Genomic DNA, 26,113 nt, shown 5'->3' on the forward strand with positions numbered 1-26,113 from the left:
TTCAAACATGTTTCCTGCCAACGATCTCGAAGCCGCATTTGCTCGCGTTACCGATTACTGGTCGCCGAAAGTCATCGGCAAGGTCAATGACCAACTGCTCAAGGCGGCCAAGCTCAAGGGCGAGCTGGTCTGGCACGCGCACGACGGCGAAGACGAGCTGTTCTACATCGTGAAGGGCGAGCTTCGCATGGAGTTCGAAGACAGTGTCACGGTGCTTCGGCAAGGGGCGTTCCTCACGGTGCCGAAAGGCGTCCGACACAATCCGGTCGCGGACGAGGAATGCTGGGTGTTGTTGATCGAGCCCGCCTCTACCTTGCACACGGGAGCGGAAGTGACGGATCGCACCCGCAGCTTGGAAGAGCAACTCAGCTGACAGCACTCCCTGCGATGACGCGCTCGGCGACGTCACGCAGATGCTCTAGAAACGCTTTCACCGCAGGATTGTTGCGGCGGCTCGACGGCCATACGGCGTTGATGGTGTCACGCTCCACAGCGAAGCTTTGCAATATCGGCACCAGCTCGCCGCGTGCCACATAGGGCGCGGCGATGAGTGACGCACTGATGCCAATGCCACCGCCTGCAGCCAACGTGGCGACGACGGCTTCGCTCGCATCCACGACGATGTGCGACGCGGGCACGATGTCTGTTTCGCGTCCTCCTATCCGAAACGGCCAGCGGAAAATCTGACCGCTGCTCTGATATCGGAAGTTGACCGTTTCATGTTCCGCCAGATCGTCGGGATGCTCGGGCGTGCCGTACTTGGCGAGATACGCTGGCGACGCATAAGCGCCTAGCCGCAACGGACCGAGCCTGCGCGCTATGAGGCGCGAATCCGCGAGTTCGCCGATACGCACAGCAATATCGATGCCCTGCTCTACGACATCGACCAACCGGTCGTCGAGCCGGAGATCGATCGACACCTGGGGGTAGCGTTCCCTGAAAGCCGGCAAGGCAGGTCCGATCAGATGGATCCCGATCGGCAGCGAGGCCGCAATGCGCAAAGTACCGGTCGGTTCGCCGCGAGCGGCTTTCGCTGCCTGGTCGATCTCCTCCGCATCGCGCAGCAGTTTCAGGGCCCGCTCGTGCAGCTCCATGCCCTCCGCGGTCAAGGTGAGCGACCGGGTGGTCCGGGTGAGCAGGGACACGCCGAGCTGCTGCTCCAGGCGTTGCACGCTCTTGCTGACTGCCGAAGGCGAAATCCCGAGCGAGCGGGCCGCCGCCGTGAAGCTGCCCAATGACCCTGCCCGCGCGAACGCGATCAGGCCGGTCAGTCGTTCCAGGGCGATTTGTTCCTTCATGGCACTATTAAAGCGTATTGGAGCCCCATTATCAGCTGGATGGCACGGACATACCCTTTCTCCATGACAACGCGCCCTCGCGCGCCATGGAGACAGAGACATGAGCAACGTGATGAAAGCGGTTCGCCTGCATGCGTTTGGCGGCCCGGAAGTGCTGGTTTATGAGGACGCCCCTAAACCGCAAATAAAGGCCGGCGAGGTTCTGGTCCGAGTGCATGCCGTGGGCATCAACCCGCCCGACTGGTACCTGCGCGAGGGCTATAAAATGCTGCCGCCCGAATGGCAGCCCAAGGTCGCCTTCCCGATCATCCCGGGTACCGACATCTCCGGTGTCGTAGAGGCCGTGGCCGAAGACGTGCAGAGCTTTGCGGTCGGAGACGAGGTCTATGCCATGGTCCGTTTCCCCGGGGGCCTCGCAGGCGAAAGCAGCGCCTACGCCGAGTATGTAACGGTGCCCGCGACGCAACTCTCCCTGAAGCCGTCAGGCATCGATCATGTGCACGCAGCGGCGGCACCGATGTCTCTGCTGACGGCATGGCAGTTCCTTATCGATCTCGGCCACACCGAACCGAATCCGCTTCAACCGCACACCCACGTGCCCGTGCCGCTTGCTGGCAAGACCGTGCTCGTCAATGGCGCGGCGGGCGGCGTCGGCCATTTCGTGGTGCAACTCGCCAAATGGCGCGGTGCCCGCGTGATCGCTGTCGCCTCCGGCAGCAACGAAACCTTCCTGCGTGACCTGGGTGCCGATGAATTCATCGACTACGGCACGACCAAGCCCGAAGACGTGGTACGCGATATCGATCTCGTCGTCGATGCCGTCGGTGGCCCCACGACCGGCCGCTTCCTGCACACGTTGAAGCGTGGCGGTGCCCTCTTCCCGGTCTTCCCCTTGGGCTTTGATGGAGGCGAGGAAGCCGAGCGTCTCGGCGTCACGGTGTCGGCGACACAGGTCCGCTCGAACGGAGCCCAACTCGCCGAAATCGCACCTTTGCTTAGCAACGGCACGATCCGCGTCGCCATCGACAGCGAATTCCCACTCGCCGATGCGCGGAAAGCCCATGAGCGTGCAGCCACCGGCCATATACGAGGCAAGATCGTGCTGACGGTCGCGGAAGACGGTGAGTCATGAGCACGTCAGGAAAACTTCCCCAAGGCTCTGCAGCATGGTTCGACATGCTGGGAACGCTAATGTGCGAGGCCGCGTTACGCGCCGGCCTCGCCCCGGATGAGAACTGGTCGCTCGTGGAGCGATACACCGATGGCACCACACTGCCGAACGGACGCGTTCAAGGCATCCGATTCGACATCGTCAACGGGTTGCCGTCGTACCGGATTGGGGTACACACAGACGAACATGCTGACGTAGTGATCGAGGTGAGCGCCGCCGTCGCCCGCGAACTCAATCTGCTTTACACGGATGACCCGGCGTATGGCGCGGCGCTCGATCGAGCGAAACAGACAGGCCAGATCTCCATGGAAGGCGATCTGTCGCGGATACCGGATTGGTTCACGGCAATACATGATCCGCTCGTGGATCGGACCGAGTAGATATCGGATGCCTTTCGCGTGGGGCGCGGCACGGTCAACGCGAAAGGCATCCCTCGATGGACCATCGACGTCAACAAGCGCACGGTATTCGTAAGCCCCCCTCTGCGAATCGTTGTCGCAATGCGGCTGTGGGAGCCGCCATGGCGGCGAGAAAAACTTGCCTCATCGCAGCCCGGCATCGCCGCCTCGGTGTCCACCGTGCAAGCGCGCCAGAGCACATGATAGGTAGCCGGGGCCATGAAGCTCTTCCATCTGCGTCGGTGGAGTGCCCGCATTAGTCGACACTCGACTTTCGTTGGCCTTTCCAGGCAGCCGCAAGATAAATGACCTAACGTTTTCATACGATATGGCGACCTGAGACGCGACATGCCCCGCATGAAGAAGAAATCCGACCTGCCTCAAAAGGTCTGCGCCGGCTGCGGCCGGCCCTTCACGTGGCGCCGCAAATGGGCGCGGGACTGGGACAACGTACGTTACTGCTCGGACCGCTGTAGAAGCGCAAAATACACATCGCCCTGATCGCCACCGGCCTCGCTCCGATAGCGCATCGATTCCACTACCAAGCTATCGTAACGTAGGTGCTGGAGTAGAGCGCCTGCATGAGTCACCTGGGTTATTCCATCGTAGTCAGTGCTTGTATGGAGTCGCTATGTCGGATCTATCGCCACCCGCGTCCCCCGTTGCTGTGTTTGCCCCCGAGGCGCCACCCCGACTAACCCCGAGCAACTATCCCGAGCCTTACGCTTCGATGATGGCTGGGCGAATCAAGCGCCCCCTGGGCGATCTTTTCGGCCTCCAGGGTTTCGGTGTGAACCACGTAACGTTACCGCCAGGTGCGATCTCCGCGTTGCACCATCGCCATTCGATGCAGGACGAGTTCGTCCTTGTATTGACCGGCGAACTGACACTCGTGCATGACGCAGGAGAGACCACGCTCAACGCAGGATCGTGTTCCGGCTTTCCGAGTAACGGTACAGCACATCACTTAGTCAATCGGTCCGACACCGAAGCGACTTATCTTGAAGTAGGCGATCGACGGCCGGGCGACAGCGTGTCCTATCCAAACGACGATATCAAAGCTGTACGAACAGCCTCGGGATGGCAGTTTGAACATAAGGATGGACGGCCTTACGGATAGGCCGGTTAGGGAATCGGCCTCGCCCCTCACGGGCGAAAGCCGATTCGCGCGGCAGCGACTAGGCCTTCTTCAGAAAGCAGACCTTGAGCACCAGACCCTTGATCTTGTCCGAACTGCCTTCGATGTGTTCCGCGTCCCCGTCGACCAAGCGGATGTTGCGGATGACGGTACCTTGCTTGAGGGGAATGGAAGAACCCTTCACCTTCAGATCCTTGATCACCACGACCGTGTCGCCGTTATTGAGCACGTTCCCGTGAACGTCCCGCGTCACGGCGGCGTGCTCCGCGCCATCCGCCTGCTTCTGCGGCCACTCGTGCGCGCAGTCGGCACAGATGTACAGATCCCCATCGGGATAGACGTTCTGCATGCCGCAATGCGGGCACGCGGAGGGAGTTGATGTGTTCACGACATTCTCTAGTTGTTTTAGAAGAGGCTGGTTTGCGCTACCTGGCTGCCCTAAGGGGAGCAGGTATTAATGGGCGAGGTTGGCATACTCACTCGGTTTCCCCGGTGAGGTACCCCCTATTATACGATCCCTAACCACGCTCAGCGCCTTATGCCTTTGACCCTGCCCCGGCCCCATCCCGCTCGATCTTCCTTTGTAGAAACGGACGTGCATCGTGTAGCGTCTGGAGCGTGACTCACTAAACGGGTGCATCGTGGCGGCTGCTGACAGAAAGATTGTGATTGTGTCCGGTGCGCCAGGCGCTGGGAAAACAACCCTGGCAGTTCCGCTTGCAGCACGGCTTGGATTTCCCCTTTTCTCCAAAGATCTCATCAAAGAGACCTTGACCAACGTGTTTGGTGATGCGGGTGGGGACTTAGCGGCATCACGGAAGATGGGTGGTGCGTCGATGGAATTAATATGGGCTCTGGCGCGATATGCGCCACAGGTCGTGCTAGAGGCCAACTTTAGACCCCGTAGCGCCTATGAGCGATCCAAGCTCGCCGGCTTGGATGCCTCTATTATCGAGGTGTATTGCGACTGCGGCGAGATGGAAACCGCCCGTCGCTTCCGTGATCGTGCCGCTGCCAGCGGCCATCATGCCGCCCACCCACTGAAAGAAATGCCGCCAGAGATGCTCGCCGAATACGATCAGGCGGTAGGGCTAGGGATCGTTATCAAGGTAGATACGCGGGTTCCAACGAACATTGAGAGCATCGCGCAGGAGATTCTGCGTTCCTTCCCTTGACGTCCCGCTTCCCAAAATTCGTTTTCGGAGCGGAACCTCGAGCCGAAGGCCGGAGAAGTATGCGACTCTTCTTCGTATCCGCCCTCATGGTTGGCGGACCTTACATCTTCATGTGGTGCGGCTCATTGGCGGCGGTTCAAATCCGTCTCCACAGGCGGGAACTGCCGAGATGCATCACTATTTGCCTCCATCTGTAACCTTCTGTTTTCGCAGTACCCGCGCCAGCTGCCGGTCATAATACGCAAGGTTGTCATGATCGTACTTATCAGCGAGCGACCGGGCGTGGCGCGAGGCTTCAAGCGCTTCCGTCAACGAATCCTCACTCTGGTAGGCCTCGGACAAACTATCAAAGGCCTCCGGTGAGTTCGGGTCGTCGGCGATGATGGCGTGGAGCATGGCAAACGCCTCTTTCTTCCGACCGGCGTGCAGCGCGTCGAACGCGAGAGCATTGCGGACCGAGGCAGGCACGGAAATCTTCATGCCGAGTGTCGAAGACAGCCTGGCGTAATACGCCTCGACATTGGCGACTCCTTTCGACACTACGGCGTCCGGTACGACATAGCCTGCAAAGAGCTGTCGCAGAGCATCTGCCTGCGCGGGAAGCGCAACACCCGTATGGGTTTCCTGCGGATGAGGACGATAAATGCTGCGAATGCCTTTGCTTGCGGCCCCCTTGAGAATGGCAGCCAGCGTCTGGTCGTCCTTCAAGGCATCACCGGAATCATCAGAACTGGCGAAGTAGACAAAATTCTTGATGTCTCGACGCTTTGGTATCGATTCCTGCAATGTACGCAGTGGCACGCGATGGTCCCAATCCAGGCTCGGACTGATGGCAATGATGCCTTGAAAAAGTGCAGGGTCTTCTGTCAGCACATAAAGTGCGAACTGGCCACCGGCAGAATGTCCGGATAAGGCTCGGTATGGGCTTACGCGATACGTCGATGCAATGTGTGGAAGGAACTCGTCGGCCAGAAAAGAGCGAAAACGCGCCGCACCGCCGCCCCCTTCCCAAGCTTCCGCCCAATCCGTCTGCGTAAAGTCGCGAATGCGAACGGTACTGACGATACCGACGACGATCACTTCGGGGATTTGACCATCGGCTGCAAGAAATGCCGCATCGGCAGCGGTATGTTGGAACTGAGTCTCGCCATCCAGAACGTACACCACCGGGTAAGTCCGGTTTGGGGATCTCTCGTACGAGGCAGGCAACATCACCTGGTAGGTGCGGTCCTCATTTAGCTTGGCGGAATGAAAGGTCGCGGTGGTTCCGATGACGATGTCGCCGGCTGCTGCGGAGAACGCCATCAGCAGTCCCAATATGGGCGCCAGGATACGCACACCTGCAAGCCATGCCTTGCCCCACGGGAACTGCACCATCCGGGTTCTCCTTCGTGCAACCTTCAGAAGGCATCCATCGTAAATGATAGGAAGGCGAGCAGTTCTGCCCGTGACAAGGGGTTGTCAGCCTTCACGGATGCCTGCCGCCTTGATGTGAGGTCAAACTCACCGAAATCCCTAGCTAGTCGGAGCGCTGTATGCAGCACGACAAGGCAACCAGAACGAAACAGGCCGGCTCATTCCTTCCCGCGAGGAGCCGATTCAATGTCCACCGCAATCGCCCTGACGGCCCGGAAATCGACCTCGCTCCCTGCCGCCCACGCCAACCGAATTCGCCTTGGGTCTAGCCACCTCATTTGAACGGCATACCCGGGTGGCCGAGGCAACAGGTTGTGGGAGAGGACGAGGATGTCGACACCGGTCTCCTGCCCTGTCTGTGTCAGCTTGACCGTCGTCGATATCCAGGCATTTCCCGGCCCGCTTTGCTGGACGGTCTCGGCGTGGACCGTGTATGCCCCGTCAGGTGAAACGGCATCCGCCTGCCACACCACGGCCTGATCGCTTTCGCAACCGCTGAGCAGTGAAAGGAACAACACGAGCAAGGCGACCGTAGCCACCCTTCTTGCCGTCGAGCCAGCCCGCCACAAAAGGCCGGAAGTCCCGAAGAGCGTCGCGTCAGTGCCTTTCCTCACTTGGGGGCCACATCGGGACGGCTGATGGCGCCGCTTGGGCAAGGATTTCCGGGAAGCTTGCTGTAAGTGGCATTGCGCTGTGTGCGAGTAGACGTGAACGTCAGACTGCCCTGACCATCCGGCTTGAGGATGAACCCGATAGGCCCTTTTCCGGGCAGGATGAGCCGGGTGAAGATCTCCCCGTCAAACACGTGCGCCTTCCCACGAATGTCCACCCCGCAATTGACGCCCTGCATGATGTACGTGCCGTCCGCCTCGATGCCGAAGGTATCGGGCGGCAACGGGGCCTCGTTTTTCGACACCTTCCAGTAACCGACCATCCAGGGCTCGATGCCGGCAGACGGCGCGGTCGTCCGGGCAAGTGCGGACGCCTCACCGGTACCGAGGAAGAACGTCAGGGCGAGGCCCAGTAGATCCGCAGGGGGTAATCTCACGTCAAGGTCGCCATCACGGACGAGCAGGTCCAGGGTGACCGCTCATGCACTGAAATGCTTCGCAGGACACGCCCTACGCGAGCGTTGCCCTCGGCATACCGAAGGCGGCTGCTTAGGATTGGTCTGCGTAGGCATTTCGAATGCATGCATGACCGCGCCGATGGACGCTTTGAACAGCTTCTTGGCATGGCTACGCCTATGACTTCCGCAAGATCATGCGAAATTGAGCCTGTTTCGCGCAATGTAAGAATTCCCCTACAGACTGACTTGGCGAGCCCGTCTTACATTTTCGACTTACGGCCGGCGCACTCGGCAATCAGGGGAAAGCAGTGAAGTCGATCTACGTGGGCATGGTGGCCTTGGTGATTCTGGTCATCGCGATATTTTCTTCGTCACCCGCTGGTGCCTACGTCAACAAAACCAGATCTGAAGCCTTGGCTTACTGCGAATCAGGCATCGTCTGGGAACAGGAAAACATGCCGGGAGATTGGGTATTTCACGGGTCGTGTAAGGACCAACCATATGACGGCGACTATCCCGACTATCTCGGCTGTTACGCGCTATGGGGAAATTTCGACATCCCTGACGAAGGCGTCTATGGGGAAGACTACGAAATCCTCGATTCTTGTTACGGCATTGATGATGACCCCGCTGGGAAGAACGTCGGCCCCGCTGGCGGTTGCGATGGCGGTGAAGGCGGATGTCCGGCGGGCCCAGCGGATGCCGGGGCGCCAACTGCGGGAGATCCCGTCAACACAGCGACTGGCAACAAGTACGTGGAAGAACCCGACTACACCGACGACCCTTGGCTCACGTTCCGCCGGTTCTATAACAGCGATCCTGCGGCATCTTCCAGTGCTATTGGCGTGCGATGGAGCCACTCATTCAATCGCCGACTCGACAGGACGCTTCTCTTCAATGGTGCATCAACCATTACCGTCTACCGGCCGACCGGTCTCCGCGAGTTGTTCCATAAGAACGGCACGGCTGGCTGGACCGCGTCATCAGACAACCCAGACATCCTGACCGAATCGGTCGACACCGAAGGAAACACAACCGGATACGCCCTGTGGATAGCAGCCATCCGGCACACGGAAACGTATGCCACCGATGGGCGCCTGCTGAGTATCAAGGACAACACAGGGCAGATTGCAACATTAACCTATAGCGACAGTTCTACTCCACGCGCCGTCGCCCCTCAATCCAACCTTCTGCTATCGGTAACGGCCCCTTCAGGGCGCACGCTATCCTTCATTTACGATGAGAGTTCGCGCATTCATCAGATCACGTTGCCGGATGGCAATGTACTTACTTATGACTATGACCACCCAGGGAACCTAAGCGTCGTCACCTATCCCGAAGGTCATCAGCGACAGTACGTCTACAACGAACAATCGCTTACGGGAGGGACGAACCTGCCCGCAGTGATGACTGGGATGATTGACGAGAACGGCGTTCGTTTGGAGACCACATCTTATGACGAGAATGGCCGCGCGACCTCGACGGAGTCGGCTGGTGGCGCCGGGCGGATCGCAATTCGTTATAACGCTGACGGCTCGTCTGACGTAACCTACCCGCTCGGAGGTGTTTCCCACCAGGGTTACACCAAGGTGCTGGGGCTCATGCGTATCGCGAACCTCGACAAACCATGCGGCGAGTGTGGGCTGCGCTATGGATCGCGTACCTACGACGCCAACGGCTACCCGGCGACCGTCACCGACTTCCTCGGCCGCGTCTCGAACCGCACGTACGACGCCAATGGGCTCCTCGCGCAGCAGGTCGACGGCCAGGGTTCCAGCGACCAACGCACCATCGACACAACCTGGAACGCGGCGCTTCGCGTGCCGCTGCTTCGCACGGTCAAGGATGCATCCGGCGCCGTTCTACGGAAGGAAGGCTGGGCGTACAACGCCAGCGGGCAGGTCACCGCCCAGTGCCTCATCGACCCCATAAAGGCTCCCTCCTACACCTGTGCGGCGTCGGGTACGGCGCCGGCAGGTGTTCGCCGCACTGTCAACACCTACTGCACGACGGTGTCGTCCACCTGCCCGCTCCTTGGCCTGCTCCTGCAGGTCGACGGCCCGCGCACGGACGTTACCGATACCCTGAACTATGCCTGGTACGAGCAGGCGGACGAATCCGGTTGCGGGACGCTGGGTGGGCCCTGTCATCACGTGGGGGACCTCAAGACTGTCACGGACGGTGCGGGCCTCGTCACGACGTACGTGAGCTACGACAAGGCCGGGCGTCTCACGCGGCAGAAGGCTCCGAACGGGGTGCTCACCGACTACACGTATACCCCGCGCGGCTGGCTTGCGACGACCACAGTCCGCGCGCAGGCGTCCGGCGCGCCATCGGCGTCGGACGCTACGACCACCGTCGGCTACAACCCCGACGGCACGGTCCACCAAGTTACCGATCCGGATGGTGTCGTCACCACCTACACCTTTGACGCTGCGCATCGTCTGACCGACATCACCGACGGGCAGGGTCGCCGGTACCACTACACGCTCGATGCCGCAGGCAACCGCACGCAGGAACAGGTCATCACTGCCGCCGGGACCGTGGTGCGACGCACCTCGCAGGCCTTCAACGCCCTGGGCCAGCTCACCGCCATCACCGATGGTCTCAACCGCACCGTGTTCTCGGCGACCTATGCCGACAGCTATGACGCCGATGGCAACCTCATCCACAGCCAGGACGGTCTGGGCCTGCAGCGCAAGCAGGTATTCGATGGACTCAACCGCCTCGTCAGCACGCTTCGCAACTACCAGGGAACCGACAATGCAACGAAGGATGCCCAGTCGGTCATCTCCTTCGATGCGCTCGACCGCATCACCGGCTTCAGTGATCCGGACGGGTTGAACACCACCTACGACATCGACGCACTGGGGAATGTCCCCGGCCTGCACAGTCCTGACACCGGCACTACGATCCGTACGTTCGACGTCGCAGGCAACCCAACGACATCGACAGACGCGGCCGGCATCAGCAGTACGTCGACGTTCGACGCGAACAACCGCCTCCTGTCGACGAGCTACGCGGACACCACGCTCAACGTTCAGTACAAATATGACGAGGCAGACACGGTCACCGGTTGTACCGGCAATCTCGCCAAGGGCCACCTGACCCGAATCGTCGAAGGCAACAGTGGCATCGTCTTTTGCTATGACGTACACGGCAACGTCGTGCGGAAACAACAGACGGTCGGCACGACGCCAACGACGACCACATACGCCTGGACGCGCGGCAACCGGCTCAATTCGGTCACTACACCGAGTGGAACGCTCATCACCTACACCCGCGACAGCATCGGCAACATTACGTCCGTCACCGCGACTCCGCAGGGTGGCCCGGCGGCGACCATCGTCAGCAACGTGGTCTATCGGTCTTTCGGCCCCGTCGCTTCCTACAAGCTCGGCGACGGCCAGACGGTGACCATCACCCACGATGTTTCCGGAGCCCTGACCGACATCAGCGCCACGGCGTTCTCGCTCCACCTCAACCGGGATGTCCTCGGCAACATAACCAGTATCGGCAACACCAGCGGTGTACCGACGGCAACGGAAACCTACAGCTACGACCCACTCTACCGCCTGACCGGGGTCAAGAACCCGGCCGGTACGGCCATCGAGGCCTACACGTACAACAAGACCGGCGATCGCTTGAGCAAGACGAGCCCAGGCATTCTTACCGGTGCATACAGCTATGCCACGGGCACGCATCATCTCACCGGCATCGGTGCAACAACCCGCCAGGTTGATGCCCGAGGCAACACAACGGCCAGCACATTGGCTTCCGGGGCGTATACCTTTGGCTACAACCAGCGCAATCGCCTGGCCTCGGTCCAGAAGGACGACACGACCGTCGGAACCTATGTGCTCAACGCCTTGGGCCAGCGCATACAGAAAGTCGCCGGCGGGGTGGCCACACGCTTCGACTACAACGAGTCAAGTCAGCTGCTGTCCGAATCGACGGGGTCGAGCACCCGTGACTACGTCTGGCTCGGCGACCTTCCCGTGGGCATCGTCGACCGCGCAGGGACAGCCGCCACCGTGGCCTTCATCCATGCGGATGGGTTGGGTACCCCACGCGTGGTCACGAATGCCACCGGTACGATGCTCTGGCAGTGGCCATATGCCAGCAACCCATTCGGTGAGACATCACCGACGTCCGCATCAGGCTATGTGCTCAACCTACGTTTTCCCGGCCAGTATTTTGATGCGGAGTCGGGTCTCAACTACAACGTCAACCGTGATTACGAAGCTGCCTCGGGCCGGTACCTGAAGAGCGATCCCATCGGACTTCGGGGTGGCGCCAGCACATACGTTTACGCGATGTCGCGGCCTTTGACCGCCCGGGACGCCCTGGGACTTGCTGCCGGGCCTCCGCCGATGGGGCCATTCCCGCCGGACGCGCCTGGCAGGATTCCTGATGCGTCCGACATTCCTGACAGCATTCCGGGCGGTCCATGGACCCCTGCGGGACCAGGTCAGCGCGCCGGAGATTTCTGGGGGCCCAAACAGCCCGGTGGCCGTACAATGTGTCGATGGGTGCCCTCGGATACTGCCGGGGGCCCCCCAGGCTCACAGGGGTACTGGAAGACGCAAACGCCCGGCGTCAAGGGCTGGAGCAGGTATGACCAGTCAGGGAATCCAATTTCGCCAGAGGAAGCGCATCCTGGCGTTGGCGGAAGGGCACCGGCTCCTCAGGAACCGGTAGCACCTGAGCCACCGGCCGTGACTGAACCACCTGTCATGGAGCCGGTTGTCGAGCCGTTGCCGGAACCGCCAATTTTCCTCGAGATTCCATAGATTTTCGAATGAACACGTCGACCGACCCGTTCTACGACGACTACTTCTCCAGGATGATAGATGTCCTGGAGTTGCTCTGCGCGTCTCCATCCGAGCAGTGCGAAGTGATGGATTCGTACAACACTGGCTGGGAGCTGAGACACGACACCATCGCCGCCATTGAAGCGGTGGTAGGGTCGCCCGCTAACCAACTGCCCCTAGACCAGGTCGAGCTCCTCCGGACGGTGCAAATGATGGCGTCGAGCCTTCCAACCGATGCCATCAGTGCCCCAGGAAAAGACATGCATACACGGGACGGCTGCGAAACTGCGATGCGGCATCCAGCGTGGGACGAGATCCGGCGATACACCTCCGACGTCCGAAAAGCGCTGGACGTATCCATCCTCCTTCATCGGGCAAGAATCCATGAATGAAGAAATCGGGTGAGCGAATCAGCAAGGACGCCTGGGGTTCTCGCGTTCAACCGTGTCGTCAAGTTCCGGATTACGGTCACTTGTGAAGGCGGCACCGCCTTCGGTCCAAGCGTGCTGAATCAGCACTTGAGGACGTTGCTCGCAGGCGTGGCCGCGCTATCGACAGGCAATTGAAGAAAGAGAACCTCGACGACAGGTCGAACAAGTCGCTGTGGCTCAGGCATGATTGGTGAGGCACATGTCCGTCCCTGACGGCTGCCGAATTTATGCCTCCTTGCCGAACACCGCGCGGAAGTACCTGTTCGCGTCGTCTTCTGTCTCGACAAGAGCCGGACCGTCTGGAGCGTGCCAAAAAGGCATCCGCCATTGAGGATCGTTCCCTTTCCTGAGAACGAACGCCGATAGCAATCCATTTGACCGGCGTACGACCACAGTCACCACATCAATATCGGGCCGATACTGCTCCGAAAGGACGGCGTCCCCCTTTCCAAGGCGAAGGTTCCAGATCCCGCCATACTTCTCTTCCCAGGACATTCCTTCTCCAAGTGGTCGTTGGCTCAAATCATGGATATCCAGTCGTTCCCATGCAGATAGGCGATGAATTTATAGATGGCATCGGGTGACGATTCAACGCGGACTCTGTTGCCGCCTTTTGGATGCCTTTCGACGGCCTCCGCCTCGCTGGTTCCCGGTGGCAACAAGAGAAGTTCAGCAATTCGCGCCTCTCGGCTTTTGAGTAGCTGCCGGAACGCATCCTCTCTCACGGGAACGACCCGGAGCCACATATGCATGTCAATGACTCAAATGGCCAGCGACTTGATATAAACGGAAATCCTGTGCATCCGAACGACCCGGCTGCGCATCTCCCGATTGGAACTCAGTGATGTCGAATAACTTCCCCAATCTGCGCGACGCCCCGCTCACCTCGATTCAAGTCGAGTGGGCGGAAAAAGTGGCGCGCCTGGATCTGGAGCATTCGTGGCCTCCCATAAGAGGATCCCTCGAATTCCGTGGCTTACGGAAGTTCTCTGCCTCCCTTGAGGACGAGTGGGGACCGAGTGCGCTTGTATCCGCTGTAAAAACCGAGCAGGTGGATGATGGCGTTCACGTCGTCATTGAGATGCAGAGCGGCGATGCCATCGACATCTTGGCGAATTCGTACGAGCTAGTTCCGCGATAAACGCAACGCGTCCCACACACCCGCCTGAGGTATTTGGCACACAAGCCCGGGTCTGAATCACGGAATACGTTCCGGGAGGCGGCAACAGGGCAATTCGCCACAGCGCTTGCCTTGCAAGGGGCATGGCGGCAGTTTGTTCCGCAGACTACCGGCGCCGGATGCCCTTGTCCTTTCTTATAAGCCGGGCGGGTGGCGTGCTTCTCCCCCTCGACGCGGCGGAGTCATAAGCGGCCATGAACTTGAGGAAATCGATGCCGTAGATGCGCACAGATCCCGGATGTATGCGCTCCCCACTATTGGCCATCGTGCTAGAACAGAGTTACTAGGTTATCCAACAGCGCAATTTAGGACACTGGCGGAGAGAGTGGGAGACCGTACGACGCTCCATCCAACCCTGCAAAACAAGCCTCTTTCGGTGGCGACCGCCCGCGGTTGAGTGCATCGAGTGGGTGCCTAGGCGCAACGTAGCAAAGTCGCCCTCGGATGCCAACGTGGAACTTCGCTGATCGGAATCTACCGCCTCAAGACTTAGATCCTCTCAACTTCGTTACCATCGAGCGAGCGCCTGCATACCGGGTGCGTTCCGTTCGCACTTAGTCGCCTTGCACTGTAGAAGACTTGATGTAGTCAAACGCCTCGCGGGTACGGCGTTTTCCACGACTTACATCCGCCGCCCGAGCCACTCCCGTTCTAGCAGGCCGAAGAAGCACTCCATCGACGCCTTATCCTGATCGTTATCTCGCCGGCTCCTGCCGCGCACCGCCAGTTGAGTACGCAGGAGATTCTGCCCGTCATCACTGATGTATGCATACGTCGGGGCATGGCCATAATTCAACATGACGCGGCTCGGCGTTCTTACTTAGCCAATAACCGCAATCGGCTATCCATGTAGGCATTCCCCTACAGAAAAGAGCCAGTACTACAGGCAAGCTATGCGTACTCAAAACCCGTCAAGCATGACGGAAATCTGGAGGCATCCTGTGGATTATATTGCGCGCTTCTATCACGGACTCGGTCACAGCTTTCTACTGACCGCTGTCTTTGCCATCTCCTCCATCTTTGGCATTTATCAAGCATTTGTCCTTTTTAGCGAAAAGGAAGCTCGATCGCGAGGGCGATACGCTGCGCTCGCAATCGCAGCCGCCGCATCAATCATCGCCCTGTGTTTTATTGTGGGATCACCTGAGTTCACTGCGCCTCGCTAAAAAGCATGGCGAAATAGAGCACCAATATGGTGGCAAGCAAAAATCGCTCAAGCAACCGCGTCCTATTTTTCCTTTCTGCTAGGAAAATCATACTGAACCTCATTCATGTGACAGTTGCGGCACGTCTAACAGAAATCTAGCTCTCCGCAAGGGGCCACCGCCCCCTGCCCTTCCACTTGCATGTAATCGAAAACGACGTGCTCGACTAACGCCTCGGCGGCGCGGCGGCAGGCTGGCTTTGCTACCTCAGGAAAGCCAGCTAGCTCAGCTGCGCACTTGACCACCGTCTTTTTGCGGGGAGCCAACATGATTAACGCTGCGCTAGGCGATAGCGGAGCAGCGTTCCATCGCTCAGCATGGCTCTAATCCCCATCGAGGAAGGCTCCATGACCGACTACATCCTGTACCAAGGCTCCGGCATAACCATCGCCCAAACCGATGAGGCCCTGACGGCCGTGCCCTACGGGCCGCAGACGCACGACGACGGTGACCAGAACCATGGATGGGTGGACCTGCGGGACCACCCGGAGCGCGTAGCCAGCATCCCTGAGGCTCAGAAGAGCGCAGGCTTGGCAGCCCTGTTAGGAGATTTAGCCGAACCTGGCGCCTTGATGACCTCCGGGTGCGAATGCGGACTGTTCGCAGGCAATGCAGAGATGGCTCATGCCCATTATGTGGGTGGCTACATCGATGTCATGTTCCGCGATGGCGCCTTGAACACCCCAGAAACGCTTTATGCAGCACTGGAGCAGTGGTTGCCAGGCGTGCCACCGCCTGCGGTCGGGGTGCATTACGGCTACGAGTTCATCATTCAGCCCTTGCGGAACTTCTTCGGGCAACGCGACCGATTCAGCGTGATGGTGAAGCCGATCGGCTGCGGAAACACGCCTGACCAGGCTTGGGCAGCCTTTGACGCTGCTTGCCTAGCTCTTGAGATGGGCTATCGGGCAACAAGGACGGGGTGAGCACGTCGCCTTTGTTGGAACCCACTGGCTTCAGGCCTACTCAAGGGAGTGCCGGGGGTGACCGACCTAACGCCTCATCGTCTTCTTTAAGCCGCTGGGCTTCGAGCAATCCAAACTCAATGGTTTGATGGACGGCACGAACCCCGGTTGCGTGGGCCGACGCGATGCCCATGACCATCATGAACGCCAGGGCTGCCACGATGATGCGTCCGATGTTGTCGCCAAGCGCTGACGCGTCGAGCCCGATGGCGAAAATGTGCGAGGTGGCATACCAAAAGAGCGCGCCCCAACCTAGGCCGGCCAAGCCACTGAATCGGGCCAGTCGGTCTAGTTTATAGGCACGCAGGATGCCGAGGCCCTTGTCAAGCCGGGAAAGGTCCTCGGAGGTGGGAGCCGCCTCATGCATCCATGACGCGAGCGTGGCGATGTATGCACTGGAAACTCCGACGGCCGCGGTCCGGCTGGGCAAGCCGAAGTAAACCGCAAGCACGGCATAGCCGAAGGCTGGCCAAATGGACCCGGCCCATTGGTTGTGATCCATGGCGACGAAGTATGCGAAGAGCGTCACGGCAACCAGAAGCGTGATGCCCAATCGAACGAGCAACATTTTCGCACCCGCTGCGACGAGAGAGGGACCGGTGAACAGGTGGTCGAGGTAGGCAGCCTGCTGGCCGTCCACCGTCGGCTTTCGGTTGCTTCCTACCACGAGCGCCTCTGCCTGACGCAATGCTTGGCGCGCCAGCTCAAAATCCGTCACAGACTTCCCCTTGACTTGCACCTTCCGTTGCTCTGCGCCCTTAAAGACCAGTAGTGCCTCGCTGCTTCGACCAAGGCAGCCGTGACGACGCTTTAGACCATTCTTCCGACGGGCGAGCGGGCTCGCTACCTTGTTCCAATCCTATTATCTCCCCCGCCGTCCGATCATGCGCCAAACCGGAGGCGTGTCCATACGCTTACTGGATACTGTGCGACCTGTCGTCAACCTCGCCTTGACGATGAACTTAGGGCAATACATCGCATTGAGAGGGTGCTCTGCAATCGGGTGTGAGAGGGTCACCGCTTGCGCGGGCTCCAGCTTTATGGGTTCATTCGCAAGTGTATACACCAGAGCGCTATACCGAACGTTCGGATAAAGCCTTGGCGGGATCCACGGCTTCGCGATGTGGCAACGTAGGATGTGCGTGCGCGAATAAGTGCCACGGACAACGCAATTCGCCAAGTATACCGTCGTCCCCGATCGGTTCGTCACGGTGGCACGCAAACAATCCGGACCCGAACCATCCACGACGATGGTGTATGAGGGGCAAATCTCTAATGGCCAAAACCAGAAGTAGGCTTTTCGCAACGCTGCGATAGCAGCCACGAGGCTACAAAATACCGCCAGCCATTGGGCGAGACCGTCCATGCCAGGTTCAGCTCCTCGTCACAGCTATTTGGCTCCGAAAATCTGGATAGCGCTGCCGATGAGTCGAGCGCTTAAGGCACCCCCAGTCCCCGAACCTGGCAGTTAAATCATTCATCAGTAGTCGACTTTCCGCCTAGCGTGTGCGGCGAAGCATTCGACTCTGCCTTAAGGGCGGCCACCAAAGCGGCGGCTAGAGTGGCTACCTCATGGCTGGGCGAAATGGTGAGTCTGTGCCTGTCGTAAATGCGTCCAGGTGGGCTCGCAATGGTCGCCAGCGTGTCCGTGCATAGCCGTTCAAGTGGACTGCCGACCGGCGCCAACTCACCAATCTTCGACATTTGCTGATTAAAGCCTTCGAACGACGAGGCGATCGCGGATTTGTATCCATAGTCCTCTTCGAGTCGCTTGGCCAAGGCACTTTCGCGCGCCGCATGCAACGTTAACCACAATAGCGCGCCGGCGACCGGAAGGCGCGTGAGCCAAAGCCTCAAGAGTTCGTCATAAGTCAACACTGTGGCAGAGGCCAGTGCGTGCCAGATGCCCGTGATGCCCAGCACAATGAGTGAAATTAACGAACCAATAAAGATCCATTGCCAGTGACGCTGCGGTGCGCGGAATGACCCCGCACGCGCGTCAAACGCTGAGGCGAGGCCTGCACTGGTCGCGCCTGGCAGTAGTGCTTTGATGGTCTCTAATTGCTCCGCCGCTTGCACATTGAGTCCCTTCAATCGATCTTCGTAGGTCTTGAGCACCTGCTCAACCTTGACGGCGCGGTCAGCAAGGCCCCGGCTTTCCTTGGTTGCCTGCTCAGCTTGAGCCAAAGAATCTTTAACCGCGCTCGCATCGGCGTCAACTGCGCTTTTTGAAGCTGCCGCGGCGGCACTAGCTGTAGCGATGGCCTCGGCCGCAGCTTCTGACCGAGCTTCCAACGCCTCCGCCTTCGAAGCATTGCCAGCAACCGCCGTCAGCAACTTGTCCATCTGAGCACGCACTTTATCGGCATGCTCCTGGGCGTCCTGGATATGCGCTGATTTCGCCGCGATCACGGCCTGTTCGGTCGTCACTTTTTCGCTTGCTGCGATAACTGCATTTGAAGTCGTCTGGATATCCGCAAGTTGCTGGGTGCCGGACTGCACGAGTTGTGACAGCATCTCGTGTGACGCCTTCAAGGCGGTGGCGTGTGCCAAAGCCTCCTCTTCAAATGCCGCAAGCCGCTCGACGTGCGCCCGTGCTTCTGTCAGCATCGCTGCCAGCTCAGCATCTAGCGTCCTGTCTCCCGCACCCGTGAGGGGCGAGGCTCCAGATTCTTCAGTCATTGGATAGCCCCTTTGATCGTCGCTCCATGCCGCGGGCCTGGAACATTATATGTTGTCGTTTCGTCTCAATAGTACGAGGCCACCCCCCTCGTCTCCTCCATGAAACAAGCAATGGCTCAACAGTGAAACCTTGATCCTTTTGCTTTCTGTGCGAACGAGATAGCTATGACGGATCCCTTGGAAGTTACTGTTTGAGCTACAGTTGCGCCGGAAGCCTCCCTTCAGATCCGATCTACGAGCGCATATGCACGCTACTCGGTTCGGTCATGCTGCACCGTGCTCAATTTTGCAGCGCCTTGGTTTCAATGATGATGGGATCATCGGCCAGCATGGGTGAGGCGAGGATCGCAGCGACACGACCCGACTGTCGGCGAACCGGATGAACGACTGAGTTGAAGACCGAAATGAACTGATGTCGCAGCAAGATGGCCAACACAGGTTCAACATGCGCTAAGACATCCGCGCGTGTAATGCCGCGAGAAAATGCCGCAATCTTGCGGCCACCGCCAGCCTGCTTGTAGAGCTTTCGAAGAATGGTCAACAGTGCTTTGACTTGAGGCGGCACGTCAAGCTTCAGGACGGCGTTGTTTGTTGATACATCGTCGAACTCGTCAATCTGGCAGTCCAACGAGACCAAGCTGATGGGCACGCCACCGCGACTGCTCGCCCCCACTACGCGACTTATGAGGCAGCCTGAGAACTTGGCGTGATCGCTTTCGGCCCTTTCTCCGAGGCGTAACTCACTGATGATGCAGTTTCGGAACGATACGTTGCGAAGTGTCACTTCATCCAGTGCCACAGACTCTATCAGGGCACCGTCAATAACCGCATTGCGCACATCGATGTCCGACGTTTCGCTCACCACGGCGATGCGGATCGCGACCGCCAAACAATCCGCAGCGTTCTGTGCGGCGCGGGAGTCAGTGGCAGAACCGCGCAGCAACTGAGTGACTACTCCCACGAGCGTATTCAGGTCAGCGTTAGACTTGGCGAGGATATAAGCAGCCATCTCCTGAGCACGCAAACTGAGGGCGGCGAGCGGCGAAATTGAGGCGCTGCGAAAACCCGTCAGCACGTGATGGGCGAATGCACTCCCCTGCAGAGCCGCAAGCATTTCATAATCAACGAATGAGCGAGTACCACCTTCGGCATCGCGCTGCGCGAGGCCGGGCAAGCGCTGCAATTGCGCCAAGACGCCCTCGCCTGCCGCCTGCCCCGTTTCCTGGGTGTAGGCCTCAGCTAAATCGATTCCCGTGATAGGACCAGTCCCGCTGGGTTTCGCGCGCACAGCAAACGCCAAGCGTTCTAATACGCTGCGAACCGTTTCCGCCTCCATGACCGATCGATCCAGTGCGGCTTCGCGCGCGCAGATTGCCGTTAAAAACGAGTCCCAGGCGTAGGCGAACCCCTTGCTGCCATCGATCGAGAGAATTTCCTCGAAAAGATTCTCACGCAATAGGTACGACAGTAGCAGCGGCTTGCGAGGCAACCAATCAGGAAGCGTCTCGGCTACGCCGTTGCGCGCTAAGAACTCGTTCGCGCTGCTTTCGTCGAACTCACCGAGGTCGACCACCAACCCCTTGCGACCCGAGATGCCAAGCGCGGTCATCAACTCCGAGTCCGAGTCGAAATACTGATCTCGACCGCAGATAAAGACACCGACCGATGCCGGAAGCTTTTGGGTAAAGTCCCGCACGCCGGTCAGGGCATGCCGACGTGCCTCACGCATGAAGTTCTTGTTGTCCGTCCGCACCAGAGACTGCGCAGCAACCTCGTCATAGCCGTCGAGAAGCAAGCAACACATGCCAGCGCGCCACGCAACGACGAGATCCTCGCGCGGCGTATATCCCACAGCTCGAGCGTGCCGATCTAGCATCTCGTCGAAGTGGTTTTCACCCCAGTGTTCCCGCAGATTGAGTGCCAAAGGAATAGGCTGTTCGGTGGTCTGGTGCTGGAAGTCAGAAAGGGTTCGAAACAATTCCCGCGTCGTCAGGCTCTTACCACCGCCAAAGGGAGCGCGAAGCACAATCAGGGCACCGGCCCGAAGCCGCGTCGCGATCTGTTGCAAGGTGATTGCCTTTCCGGCCATCCCGCCATTGGCCTGATTGGTGTCGATCGCCACCCGCATTGGCAACGAGACATAGGCGCCGTCGGGAATGGAGATCGACTCATCCAAAGGATTGCGAGCAGAACCGAAGGCTGCGCGCGCGCGAAGTGCCAAATACTTCGCACTATCGAAAAAGCGTCGCTGGAACTGACTCAAGGTCAAGACCAGAACATTTTGCTTCCGCGCATGCTCGACGTGCTGAGCATCCAGTTGGACCTCGGTGATGAGCCACTTCGACACAGCAGCAGCTCGACCGCGCTCGATGGATTCGGCCGATTGCAGCTTTTTGCAGTCGGCTTTGACCTTGTCGAGGCGGGTGCTGGTTGTCACCATGATGAGGTGGGTCACATCGCGCAGGCGTGCAATGCCGTCGATCTCTCGGACCACCGGATCGTCGGTGTAATGCATTGGCTGGCACGCGCCAGGTTCCAGGTTCCAAAGCGCCTCGGCAATGCGTCGCACTTCGGCTTCAAACGACATGTTGGCTTCGCGATCGGGGGACATGCAGGTCCTGAAGTAGTAGACGTTCCGTGACTGGGCGCAAAAAAGTCTGCCCATCTATCGACCATGACATCGGCGCCGAGCCGAAAAGCTTTAGCGCTATCGGGAGACCATATCCATCCTCAAATTCTTCCCTAATTTGCCCACACACGCGCCCGGGTTTGTGACCGGACGCGCATGTGCCTTGGGCGTCGGGCCGATCCGCACAAGACCATCCCCACGCGGTACGCTAACGAACTCAACAGGGGACAACGCGATGACAGCGCAGAGGTAGGATCGAGCCAAACTCTATTACATGCCACGCTACCAGTATCCTTAGTCGTAGCTGCTGGCTCCGGACTTGGACCACTCATTCCGGCCTTTCTCCATACACTCTTCTACGGGCACCAGGATGGCGTCGCCATGGATGGTGCTCAGCACGCCCTGACACTCACCGAATTTAAGCTCCAACTCCCCCTGGCGGCCGTGCCTTCGGCAATAGCCCAACCGAGAGCATGAGCCGGAGCATCCCCCGTCCGAAACCGCGTCGCCTAACAGCTCTACACCACGTGCCGCACGAGTGCTTCCAGCACTAGACGCCACTGCAGGCCCCACGGTCTGACCAAAAATCGGCCGACGTAACCCATCACCAAAGACCGGCGCGAGGCGTGGTTCGAAGAACATCGGTTCGTTCCTTCGACGACCACATAAGCGTTTCAACTCCATCGGAAGGGATTCTTAAAGTCTCACTTTCGGACGATTGCCGGTCCGCGCTGGCGGAAGTCGTCCGAGCTTCCACTGTCGATATGCCGCCACGACGATGGGTTTCATCTCGCTTCCGTTGTCCCCGACTAGACCGTCAGCGAACAGCTGAGCTGCCAGATCAGCTTCTTCATCAGTCGCCTCAGCAATCCAACCTTCCGAGGCTAAGCGCTTTGCGAGATCCTCAAATCGTGCTGAAAAGCCGCCCAGGCGCAACAAGACCGCCGAGGCCTTTTTTGCGTCGAAGGCACCTTTTCGCTTGCCCGTTGAAGAGCGGGCGCGAGTTGCGTCTAGATTCGCCCGGAATTGCGCAAAAGAGAATGAAGAAGCGGCTTCAAGCACCTTCGCAATCTCCGGGCTGTGCGCATGCACGTACATGGCGAGTTGCGCCAATGCCTGAAAGACGGTGATAGCGTCAGATATGAAAGAAAGGGTAATGCGTGGCGCAGATGCCCCACGCTTCTGGGGCGCCCTGTTCTTTACCGCACTGACGGCTTCCTTACTTGCAGCTCTTTTCCGCGTCGAAGCGCCAGGTCCCCGAGTGCGCTTAGCGCTATCCGCTTTTGCTCTAGCCACGTCCATGCCTTCATTACTGAATGAAGGTTCATTCTACGAACCTCTTATCAATAGACTTGTAGGGGCATTCCGAAATTAAAGTAAGCATTGGCTTACACAAATCCGGCACAAGCCAACCGCAGATCGTTGTGATATCAAGCCACTCCAACGTTGTCGGGGCAGCCATTGCTGCAGTCAGCGCCAGCGCAGCTCTATAACCTGCGCTAGCTTCGTCAGCGTCGAACCACAGGCTTTCGCCCAGTCCGCCAGTTGCACCGCGTCCAAGCGAATGACGCCTCGCTCCGCCGAAGACACATAGGATTGCGACCGCCCTAACCGGGCGGCCAGCTCGGACTGCAATAGGTCCGCCTCTTCGCGCACCGCCCGCAGCGCATCCAGAACCGCTTGGTTCTCCGGCCGGGATTGACTCTTTTGAGCTGAAGGCTTCCGGGGGCGCGGCGTCTTGGGCATGAGAGTGTCGGGGGCAAAAGCTGGCCCGAACGCTATAGCCAAGGTTTGCGTACGACGACTTCGTTTATCTGATGTTTTGATATTTCTCCAAGAACTACGTTAGCCTTTCCCCGCCAGCTGATTGGCCACACGGGGAATCGCCATGCGTCGTGTCACCGCACTCTTGTTGATGCTCGCCAGTTCGGCGGCCACCGCCGGCGAGGCCGACATCTGCTACTCCCCCGCCGCGTCGAGCGACGCGCCCAACAAGCTCACGGCCTCGATGGCTCTGGACTGCCCGGAAGCCGGGCACCGCTCGCTGATCCAGCTCGCGCAAGCCGGCTGGTCCGTCGCTTCGGTGCAGTCCGTCGTCGTCGACTACAGCGCCGATCCGGCGACCCACACGCCTCGAAGCGCCACGGCTTGGATGGTGGTGGTCCAGAAGGAGGCTCGCTGATGCGCGCGCCTGCCCTGCTCTTCCTATCGGCATCGCTTTTGGGCATTGCAGCGTGCTCACCGTCTCAACCCGCAGCCTCGTCTACGGCAGCTCCTGCGGCGTCCGACGCGGCCCAGGGTTCGTCACCGAAGTCTCCGGCGCAGGCCCCTGATGCCAATCCGTCCGCGGGGTCGTCCACTGCTTCTGCACCGCCGACGGTCACTGCGGCCGAAAAGCCCTTCGAGGCCTACATCGCGATGGGCGATGACCCGTTGCCGTGGCTGGGGCAGTTCTACGCGACGTCGGGCCTACCCGTGGACTACACCGCAGTGGCGCAACGGCTCGATCCGGCTTACCAGGGCACGCACGACGCGTTCGCACAGCGCGATGCGCTCGCGGCCTTCAAGACCCGGCTGGACCAAGCCATCACGCAAGCGAAGGCCAACCCCTACATCCGGCTGCCGGCTTACCAGACGAAAGTGCCGCCGTATGACCTCGATCACGGTCGGTACGACCTGACGCAGATCCTGGGCAGCGACACCGTGCTCAGCGTGGCAGCCAACGCGGCCGAGGTGCGCTTCACGCCCCCCAGTGCCTTGGACCACTACGCGCCCAAGGACGAAGCCGAAGCGCGCGCCACGGAGAAGACCCTCGGCGGCGAACCGTTCCCGCGCGCGGTCCACGCCACCGTCTACGGCAAGGTCGTGGGAGGCACGATCGACCGCGGGATGCCGCAGCTTCAGGTGGTCCCCGCACGCGTGGTCTTGACCACGCTGTCGCTCGGTGGACCTGGGCAGCCGGCGTTCACCGCTACGGTGCCGTGAACCATCGGCCTTGGTGCGTTGGAATAGCACACCGTTTCCCTTTAGGAGCTTCATATGATGACGCTACTGGGACTGCTTGCCGGCGGCGGCGCCGTGGTCGTGGCGCTGCGCCGCCGATCGCCGCGGTTGCCGGTCGCCCGAGCAACACAGCCTATGCCGCTGCCATCGCCTCGGCCGGAGTGGCGAGCGGCCCGCACAGAGAGCGACACCTTGGCCATCGCGGTCGACGCGATGACCCACCACACGCAGATGCTGCGATCCATCGCCGACGCGTGGCTGCTGTCGGCGAACCTCTGGGAAAGTGACCCGGCCGCGTTTCGCCGCAAGATGCAGCACGCTGAAACCATGGCCATGGCCCTTGAGGACGAATGCATTGAGGTGATCGACGCCCTGCGGGCCTTGGAACGGATGCGCGACAGCGCGGCAGCGTTTGCGCTGCAGCGCGACCAAGCCACCGCCTTGGCCGAGCAAGCGGAAGCGGCCACGACGCAACTGCGCGCGCAGGTGCAACGCTTGGCCGACGCCCGTGGCATGGAGGCGCGCGCGCCCTACCAGGCCAGCGCGTCTTCGGTGCCGTCCATCGATCTGGCCCAGGTGGCCCGGCTCATGCCCTTGACCGCCGACGCGCATCCGCTACCGCTCCAGGAGTTGCTCGGATGAACCAAGACTTCGCCCGCTACACCGAGAAAGACATCCTGGCGCATTGCCGAAGCAATGCGCGGCTGCTGGCTTCTAATCCGATCCTGCATCAGACCTACCAACGCGATGCCTCCGCGCGCGCCGAGCGCAAACTGCGTGAGGCGGACGAAGAGATTCGATCTTTTCGCGCGTGGCGCACCGGCTTCGTGGGCCCGCGGCGCGACGCGTGGGGGCACTTCGACGAAGCCAGCCGTCAAGCGCAGGAGCGGGCTCGACGTGCGCTGATGCACCTGCATTTCGCGTGGGCTGCGCTGGTCACCCTGCTGACTGACGAAGAGCGGGCCGCTTGGCTCAAGCGGGACTTCCACCGCAAGTGAATCGGGCCCCGCCGAACAGCCCCACCGGCGATCGACGACACCGAGCCGTCCGACTTATCTTGAGTTCATATACTCATGGGTATAGTTATTCGCAAGGCAGCCGAGAGGCGCCGGTCCCACGCATATTTGGCGGTTCCCCTGCCGCTGGTGCATCGATGGAATCCCAAGCCCACGGCCTCCCCGCCGTGGGCTTTTTCATGCGCGCCCCTCAGGCCTCGCCGCACCATCGCGTTCGAGGCCACAAGAAACCCGAATTTCTTCCGCAGCCACAGCTGAAGGGCACGGCCTCATCGAGTTCGTCGGGGTGATGCTCGCCTCTGCAGCAGAGTCTCAGGCCGCAGTTTGCCTTTGCTGCCGCGGAAAGGCAGCCATGCCGTGGGGCCCAGCTAAATGCCCGTCGCGGGCAGGCCGTTCGAGTATCGCGCTTCGGGTATGTCGGCCGTCGCTTGAAGAAGGGCGAGGCCCTCCGGGTAACGCCGCGCCAGCCAGCACACCAATTCGGCATCCGATAGCATCTTTCGAATGCAAGAACGAGCGACCA

The 26,113-nt window shown here is 59.9% G+C and carries 25 protein-coding genes; 14 read left to right on the plus strand and 11 right to left on the minus strand.

Annotation, left to right across the window (positions count from 1 at the left end; translation table 11 throughout):
- Window positions 1-7 precede the first annotated feature (7 nt).
- Window positions 8-373: a cupin domain-containing protein gene (locus BT115_RS03380; RefSeq protein ID WP_072321117.1), complete on the plus strand. Its 366-nt coding sequence runs from the start codon at window positions 8-10 to the stop codon at window positions 371-373.
- Here the strand turns inward: BT115_RS03380 and BT115_RS03385 are convergent.
- Entirely contained in the window at window positions 366-1,298 is a 933-nt protein-coding gene (locus BT115_RS03385) for a LysR family transcriptional regulator (protein ID WP_072321118.1), read from the minus strand. The two genes, BT115_RS03380 and BT115_RS03385, sit on opposite strands and share 8 nt — an antisense overlap.
- 100 nt (window positions 1,299-1,398) lie before the next feature.
- Here BT115_RS03385 and BT115_RS03390 point away from each other — a divergent pair, with 100 nt between their 5' ends.
- The 4 genes from BT115_RS03390 to BT115_RS03405 all read left to right on the plus strand — a co-directional run bounded on the left by BT115_RS03390 (window position 1,399) and on the right by BT115_RS03405 (window position 3,987).
- Window positions 1,399-2,430 (plus strand): NADP-dependent oxidoreductase, encoded by a 1,032-nt coding sequence (locus tag BT115_RS03390; protein ID WP_072321119.1) that lies wholly within the window; start codon window positions 1,399-1,401, stop codon window positions 2,428-2,430.
- A gap of 44 nt (window positions 2,431-2,474) precedes the next feature.
- Complete coding sequence (locus BT115_RS03395; RefSeq protein ID WP_218184710.1) at window positions 2,475-2,849, plus strand: hypothetical protein; 375 nt, start codon at window positions 2,475-2,477, stop codon at window positions 2,847-2,849.
- Between the two features lie 375 nt (window positions 2,850-3,224).
- Window positions 3,225-3,368, plus strand: a complete 144-nt coding sequence (locus BT115_RS03400) for a DUF2256 domain-containing protein (protein WP_218184711.1) — start codon at window positions 3,225-3,227, stop codon at window positions 3,366-3,368.
- Between the two features lie 130 nt (window positions 3,369-3,498).
- Complete coding sequence (locus tag BT115_RS03405) at window positions 3,499-3,987, plus strand: cupin domain-containing protein (protein WP_072321122.1); 489 nt, start codon at window positions 3,499-3,501, stop codon at window positions 3,985-3,987.
- A 58-nt stretch (window positions 3,988-4,045) separates the two neighbouring features.
- Here the strand turns inward: BT115_RS03405 and BT115_RS03410 are convergent, their stop codons facing one another.
- On the minus strand, window positions 4,046-4,393 hold the full coding sequence (locus tag BT115_RS03410; RefSeq protein WP_255369351.1) for a zinc ribbon domain-containing protein YjdM: 348 nt from the start codon (window positions 4,391-4,393) through the stop codon (window positions 4,046-4,048).
- A gap of 253 nt (window positions 4,394-4,646) precedes the next feature.
- Between BT115_RS03410 and BT115_RS03415 the strand changes: the two genes are divergently transcribed.
- The gene (locus tag BT115_RS03415; protein ID WP_072321124.1) at window positions 4,647-5,180 is read left to right on the plus strand and encodes an AAA family ATPase; all 534 of its coding nucleotides are present in this window, start codon (window positions 4,647-4,649) and stop codon (window positions 5,178-5,180) included.
- Between the two features lie 177 nt (window positions 5,181-5,357).
- On the opposite strand, the gene BT115_RS03420 is transcribed toward BT115_RS03415, so the two are convergent.
- Window positions 5,358-6,557, minus strand: coding sequence for an alpha/beta hydrolase-fold protein (locus BT115_RS03420; protein ID WP_072321125.1), 1,200 nt, complete (start codon window positions 6,555-6,557; stop codon window positions 5,358-5,360).
- A gap of 649 nt (window positions 6,558-7,206) precedes the next feature.
- Complete coding sequence (locus BT115_RS03430; RefSeq protein ID WP_072321127.1) at window positions 7,207-7,644, minus strand: hypothetical protein; 438 nt, start codon at window positions 7,642-7,644, stop codon at window positions 7,207-7,209.
- A 329-nt stretch (window positions 7,645-7,973) separates the two neighbouring features.
- Between BT115_RS03430 and BT115_RS03435 the strand changes: the two genes are divergently transcribed.
- Both BT115_RS03435 and BT115_RS03440 read left to right on the plus strand, forming a co-directional pair.
- Complete coding sequence (locus tag BT115_RS03435; protein ID WP_072321128.1) at window positions 7,974-12,458, plus strand: RHS repeat-associated core domain-containing protein; 4,485 nt, start codon at window positions 7,974-7,976, stop codon at window positions 12,456-12,458.
- A gap of 8 nt (window positions 12,459-12,466) precedes the next feature.
- Entirely contained in the window at window positions 12,467-12,871 is a 405-nt protein-coding gene (locus BT115_RS03440; RefSeq protein WP_072321129.1) for a hypothetical protein, read from the plus strand.
- Window positions 12,872-13,135: 264 nt separating this feature from the next.
- On the opposite strand, the gene BT115_RS03445 is transcribed toward BT115_RS03440, so the two are convergent.
- Complete coding sequence (locus tag BT115_RS03445) at window positions 13,136-13,405, minus strand: hypothetical protein (RefSeq protein WP_072321130.1); 270 nt, start codon at window positions 13,403-13,405, stop codon at window positions 13,136-13,138.
- A gap of 23 nt (window positions 13,406-13,428) precedes the next feature.
- Window positions 13,429-13,662 (minus strand): hypothetical protein, encoded by a 234-nt coding sequence (locus tag BT115_RS18630; RefSeq protein WP_177257364.1) that lies wholly within the window; start codon window positions 13,660-13,662, stop codon window positions 13,429-13,431.
- Window positions 13,663-13,754: 92 nt separating this feature from the next.
- On the opposite strand from BT115_RS18630, the gene BT115_RS03455 reads away from it, so the two are divergent.
- Together BT115_RS03455 and BT115_RS03465 are read left to right on the plus strand one after the other, a co-directional pair.
- Window positions 13,755-14,051: a hypothetical protein gene (locus tag BT115_RS03455; RefSeq protein ID WP_072321132.1), complete on the plus strand. Its 297-nt coding sequence runs from the start codon at window positions 13,755-13,757 to the stop codon at window positions 14,049-14,051.
- A 1,591-nt stretch (window positions 14,052-15,642) separates the two neighbouring features.
- Window positions 15,643-16,221: a hypothetical protein gene (locus BT115_RS03465; protein WP_072321134.1), complete on the plus strand. Its 579-nt coding sequence runs from the start codon at window positions 15,643-15,645 to the stop codon at window positions 16,219-16,221.
- 40 nt (window positions 16,222-16,261) lie between these two features.
- Here BT115_RS03465 and BT115_RS03470 read toward each other — a convergent pair whose 3' ends face one another.
- The 5 genes from BT115_RS03470 to BT115_RS03485 all read right to left on the minus strand — a co-directional run bounded on the left by BT115_RS03470 (window position 16,262) and on the right by BT115_RS03485 (window position 23,317).
- Window positions 16,262-16,978, minus strand: a complete 717-nt coding sequence (locus tag BT115_RS03470) for a hypothetical protein (RefSeq protein ID WP_143144449.1) — start codon at window positions 16,976-16,978, stop codon at window positions 16,262-16,264.
- A gap of 755 nt (window positions 16,979-17,733) precedes the next feature.
- Window positions 17,734-18,942 (minus strand): hypothetical protein, encoded by a 1,209-nt coding sequence (locus tag BT115_RS03475; RefSeq protein WP_072321136.1) that lies wholly within the window; start codon window positions 18,940-18,942, stop codon window positions 17,734-17,736.
- Between the two features lie 280 nt (window positions 18,943-19,222).
- Complete coding sequence (locus tag BT115_RS03480) at window positions 19,223-21,553, minus strand: NACHT domain-containing protein (protein WP_072321137.1); 2,331 nt, start codon at window positions 21,551-21,553, stop codon at window positions 19,223-19,225.
- Between the two features lie 714 nt (window positions 21,554-22,267).
- Window positions 22,268-22,669 carry a hypothetical protein gene (locus BT115_RS18355; protein ID WP_143144450.1) on the minus strand — a complete coding sequence of 134 codons (402 nt, stop codon included), beginning with the start codon at window positions 22,667-22,669 and terminating at the stop codon, window positions 22,268-22,270.
- 372 nt (window positions 22,670-23,041) lie between these two features.
- Window positions 23,042-23,317 (minus strand): helix-turn-helix domain-containing protein, encoded by a 276-nt coding sequence (locus BT115_RS03485; RefSeq protein ID WP_083527371.1) that lies wholly within the window; start codon window positions 23,315-23,317, stop codon window positions 23,042-23,044.
- A 142-nt stretch (window positions 23,318-23,459) separates the two neighbouring features.
- Here BT115_RS03485 and BT115_RS03490 point away from each other — a divergent pair, with 142 nt between their 5' ends.
- From BT115_RS03490 to BT115_RS03505, 4 genes are all read left to right on the plus strand, one after another.
- Window positions 23,460-23,753: a hypothetical protein gene (locus BT115_RS03490; RefSeq protein ID WP_072321138.1), complete on the plus strand. Its 294-nt coding sequence runs from the start codon at window positions 23,460-23,462 to the stop codon at window positions 23,751-23,753.
- Window positions 23,753-24,556 carry a hypothetical protein gene (locus BT115_RS03495; protein WP_072321139.1) on the plus strand — a complete coding sequence of 268 codons (804 nt, stop codon included), beginning with the start codon at window positions 23,753-23,755 and terminating at the stop codon, window positions 24,554-24,556. The genes BT115_RS03490 and BT115_RS03495 overlap by 1 nt, the downstream gene beginning before the upstream one ends.
- A gap of 210 nt (window positions 24,557-24,766) precedes the next feature.
- Window positions 24,767-25,216 carry a hypothetical protein gene (locus BT115_RS03500; RefSeq protein ID WP_177257365.1) on the plus strand — a complete coding sequence of 150 codons (450 nt, stop codon included), beginning with the start codon at window positions 24,767-24,769 and terminating at the stop codon, window positions 25,214-25,216.
- Window positions 25,213-25,572 (plus strand): hypothetical protein, encoded by a 360-nt coding sequence (locus BT115_RS03505; protein WP_072321141.1) that lies wholly within the window; start codon window positions 25,213-25,215, stop codon window positions 25,570-25,572. The genes BT115_RS03500 and BT115_RS03505 overlap by 4 nt, the downstream gene beginning before the upstream one ends.
- Window positions 25,573-26,113: the final 541 nt, after the last annotated feature.

Origin of the sequence: Luteibacter sp. UNCMF366Tsu5.1, from assembly GCF_900119235.1 — a bacterium.
GTDB classification, from domain to species: Bacteria; Pseudomonadota; Gammaproteobacteria; order Xanthomonadales; family Rhodanobacteraceae; genus Luteibacter; species Luteibacter flocculans.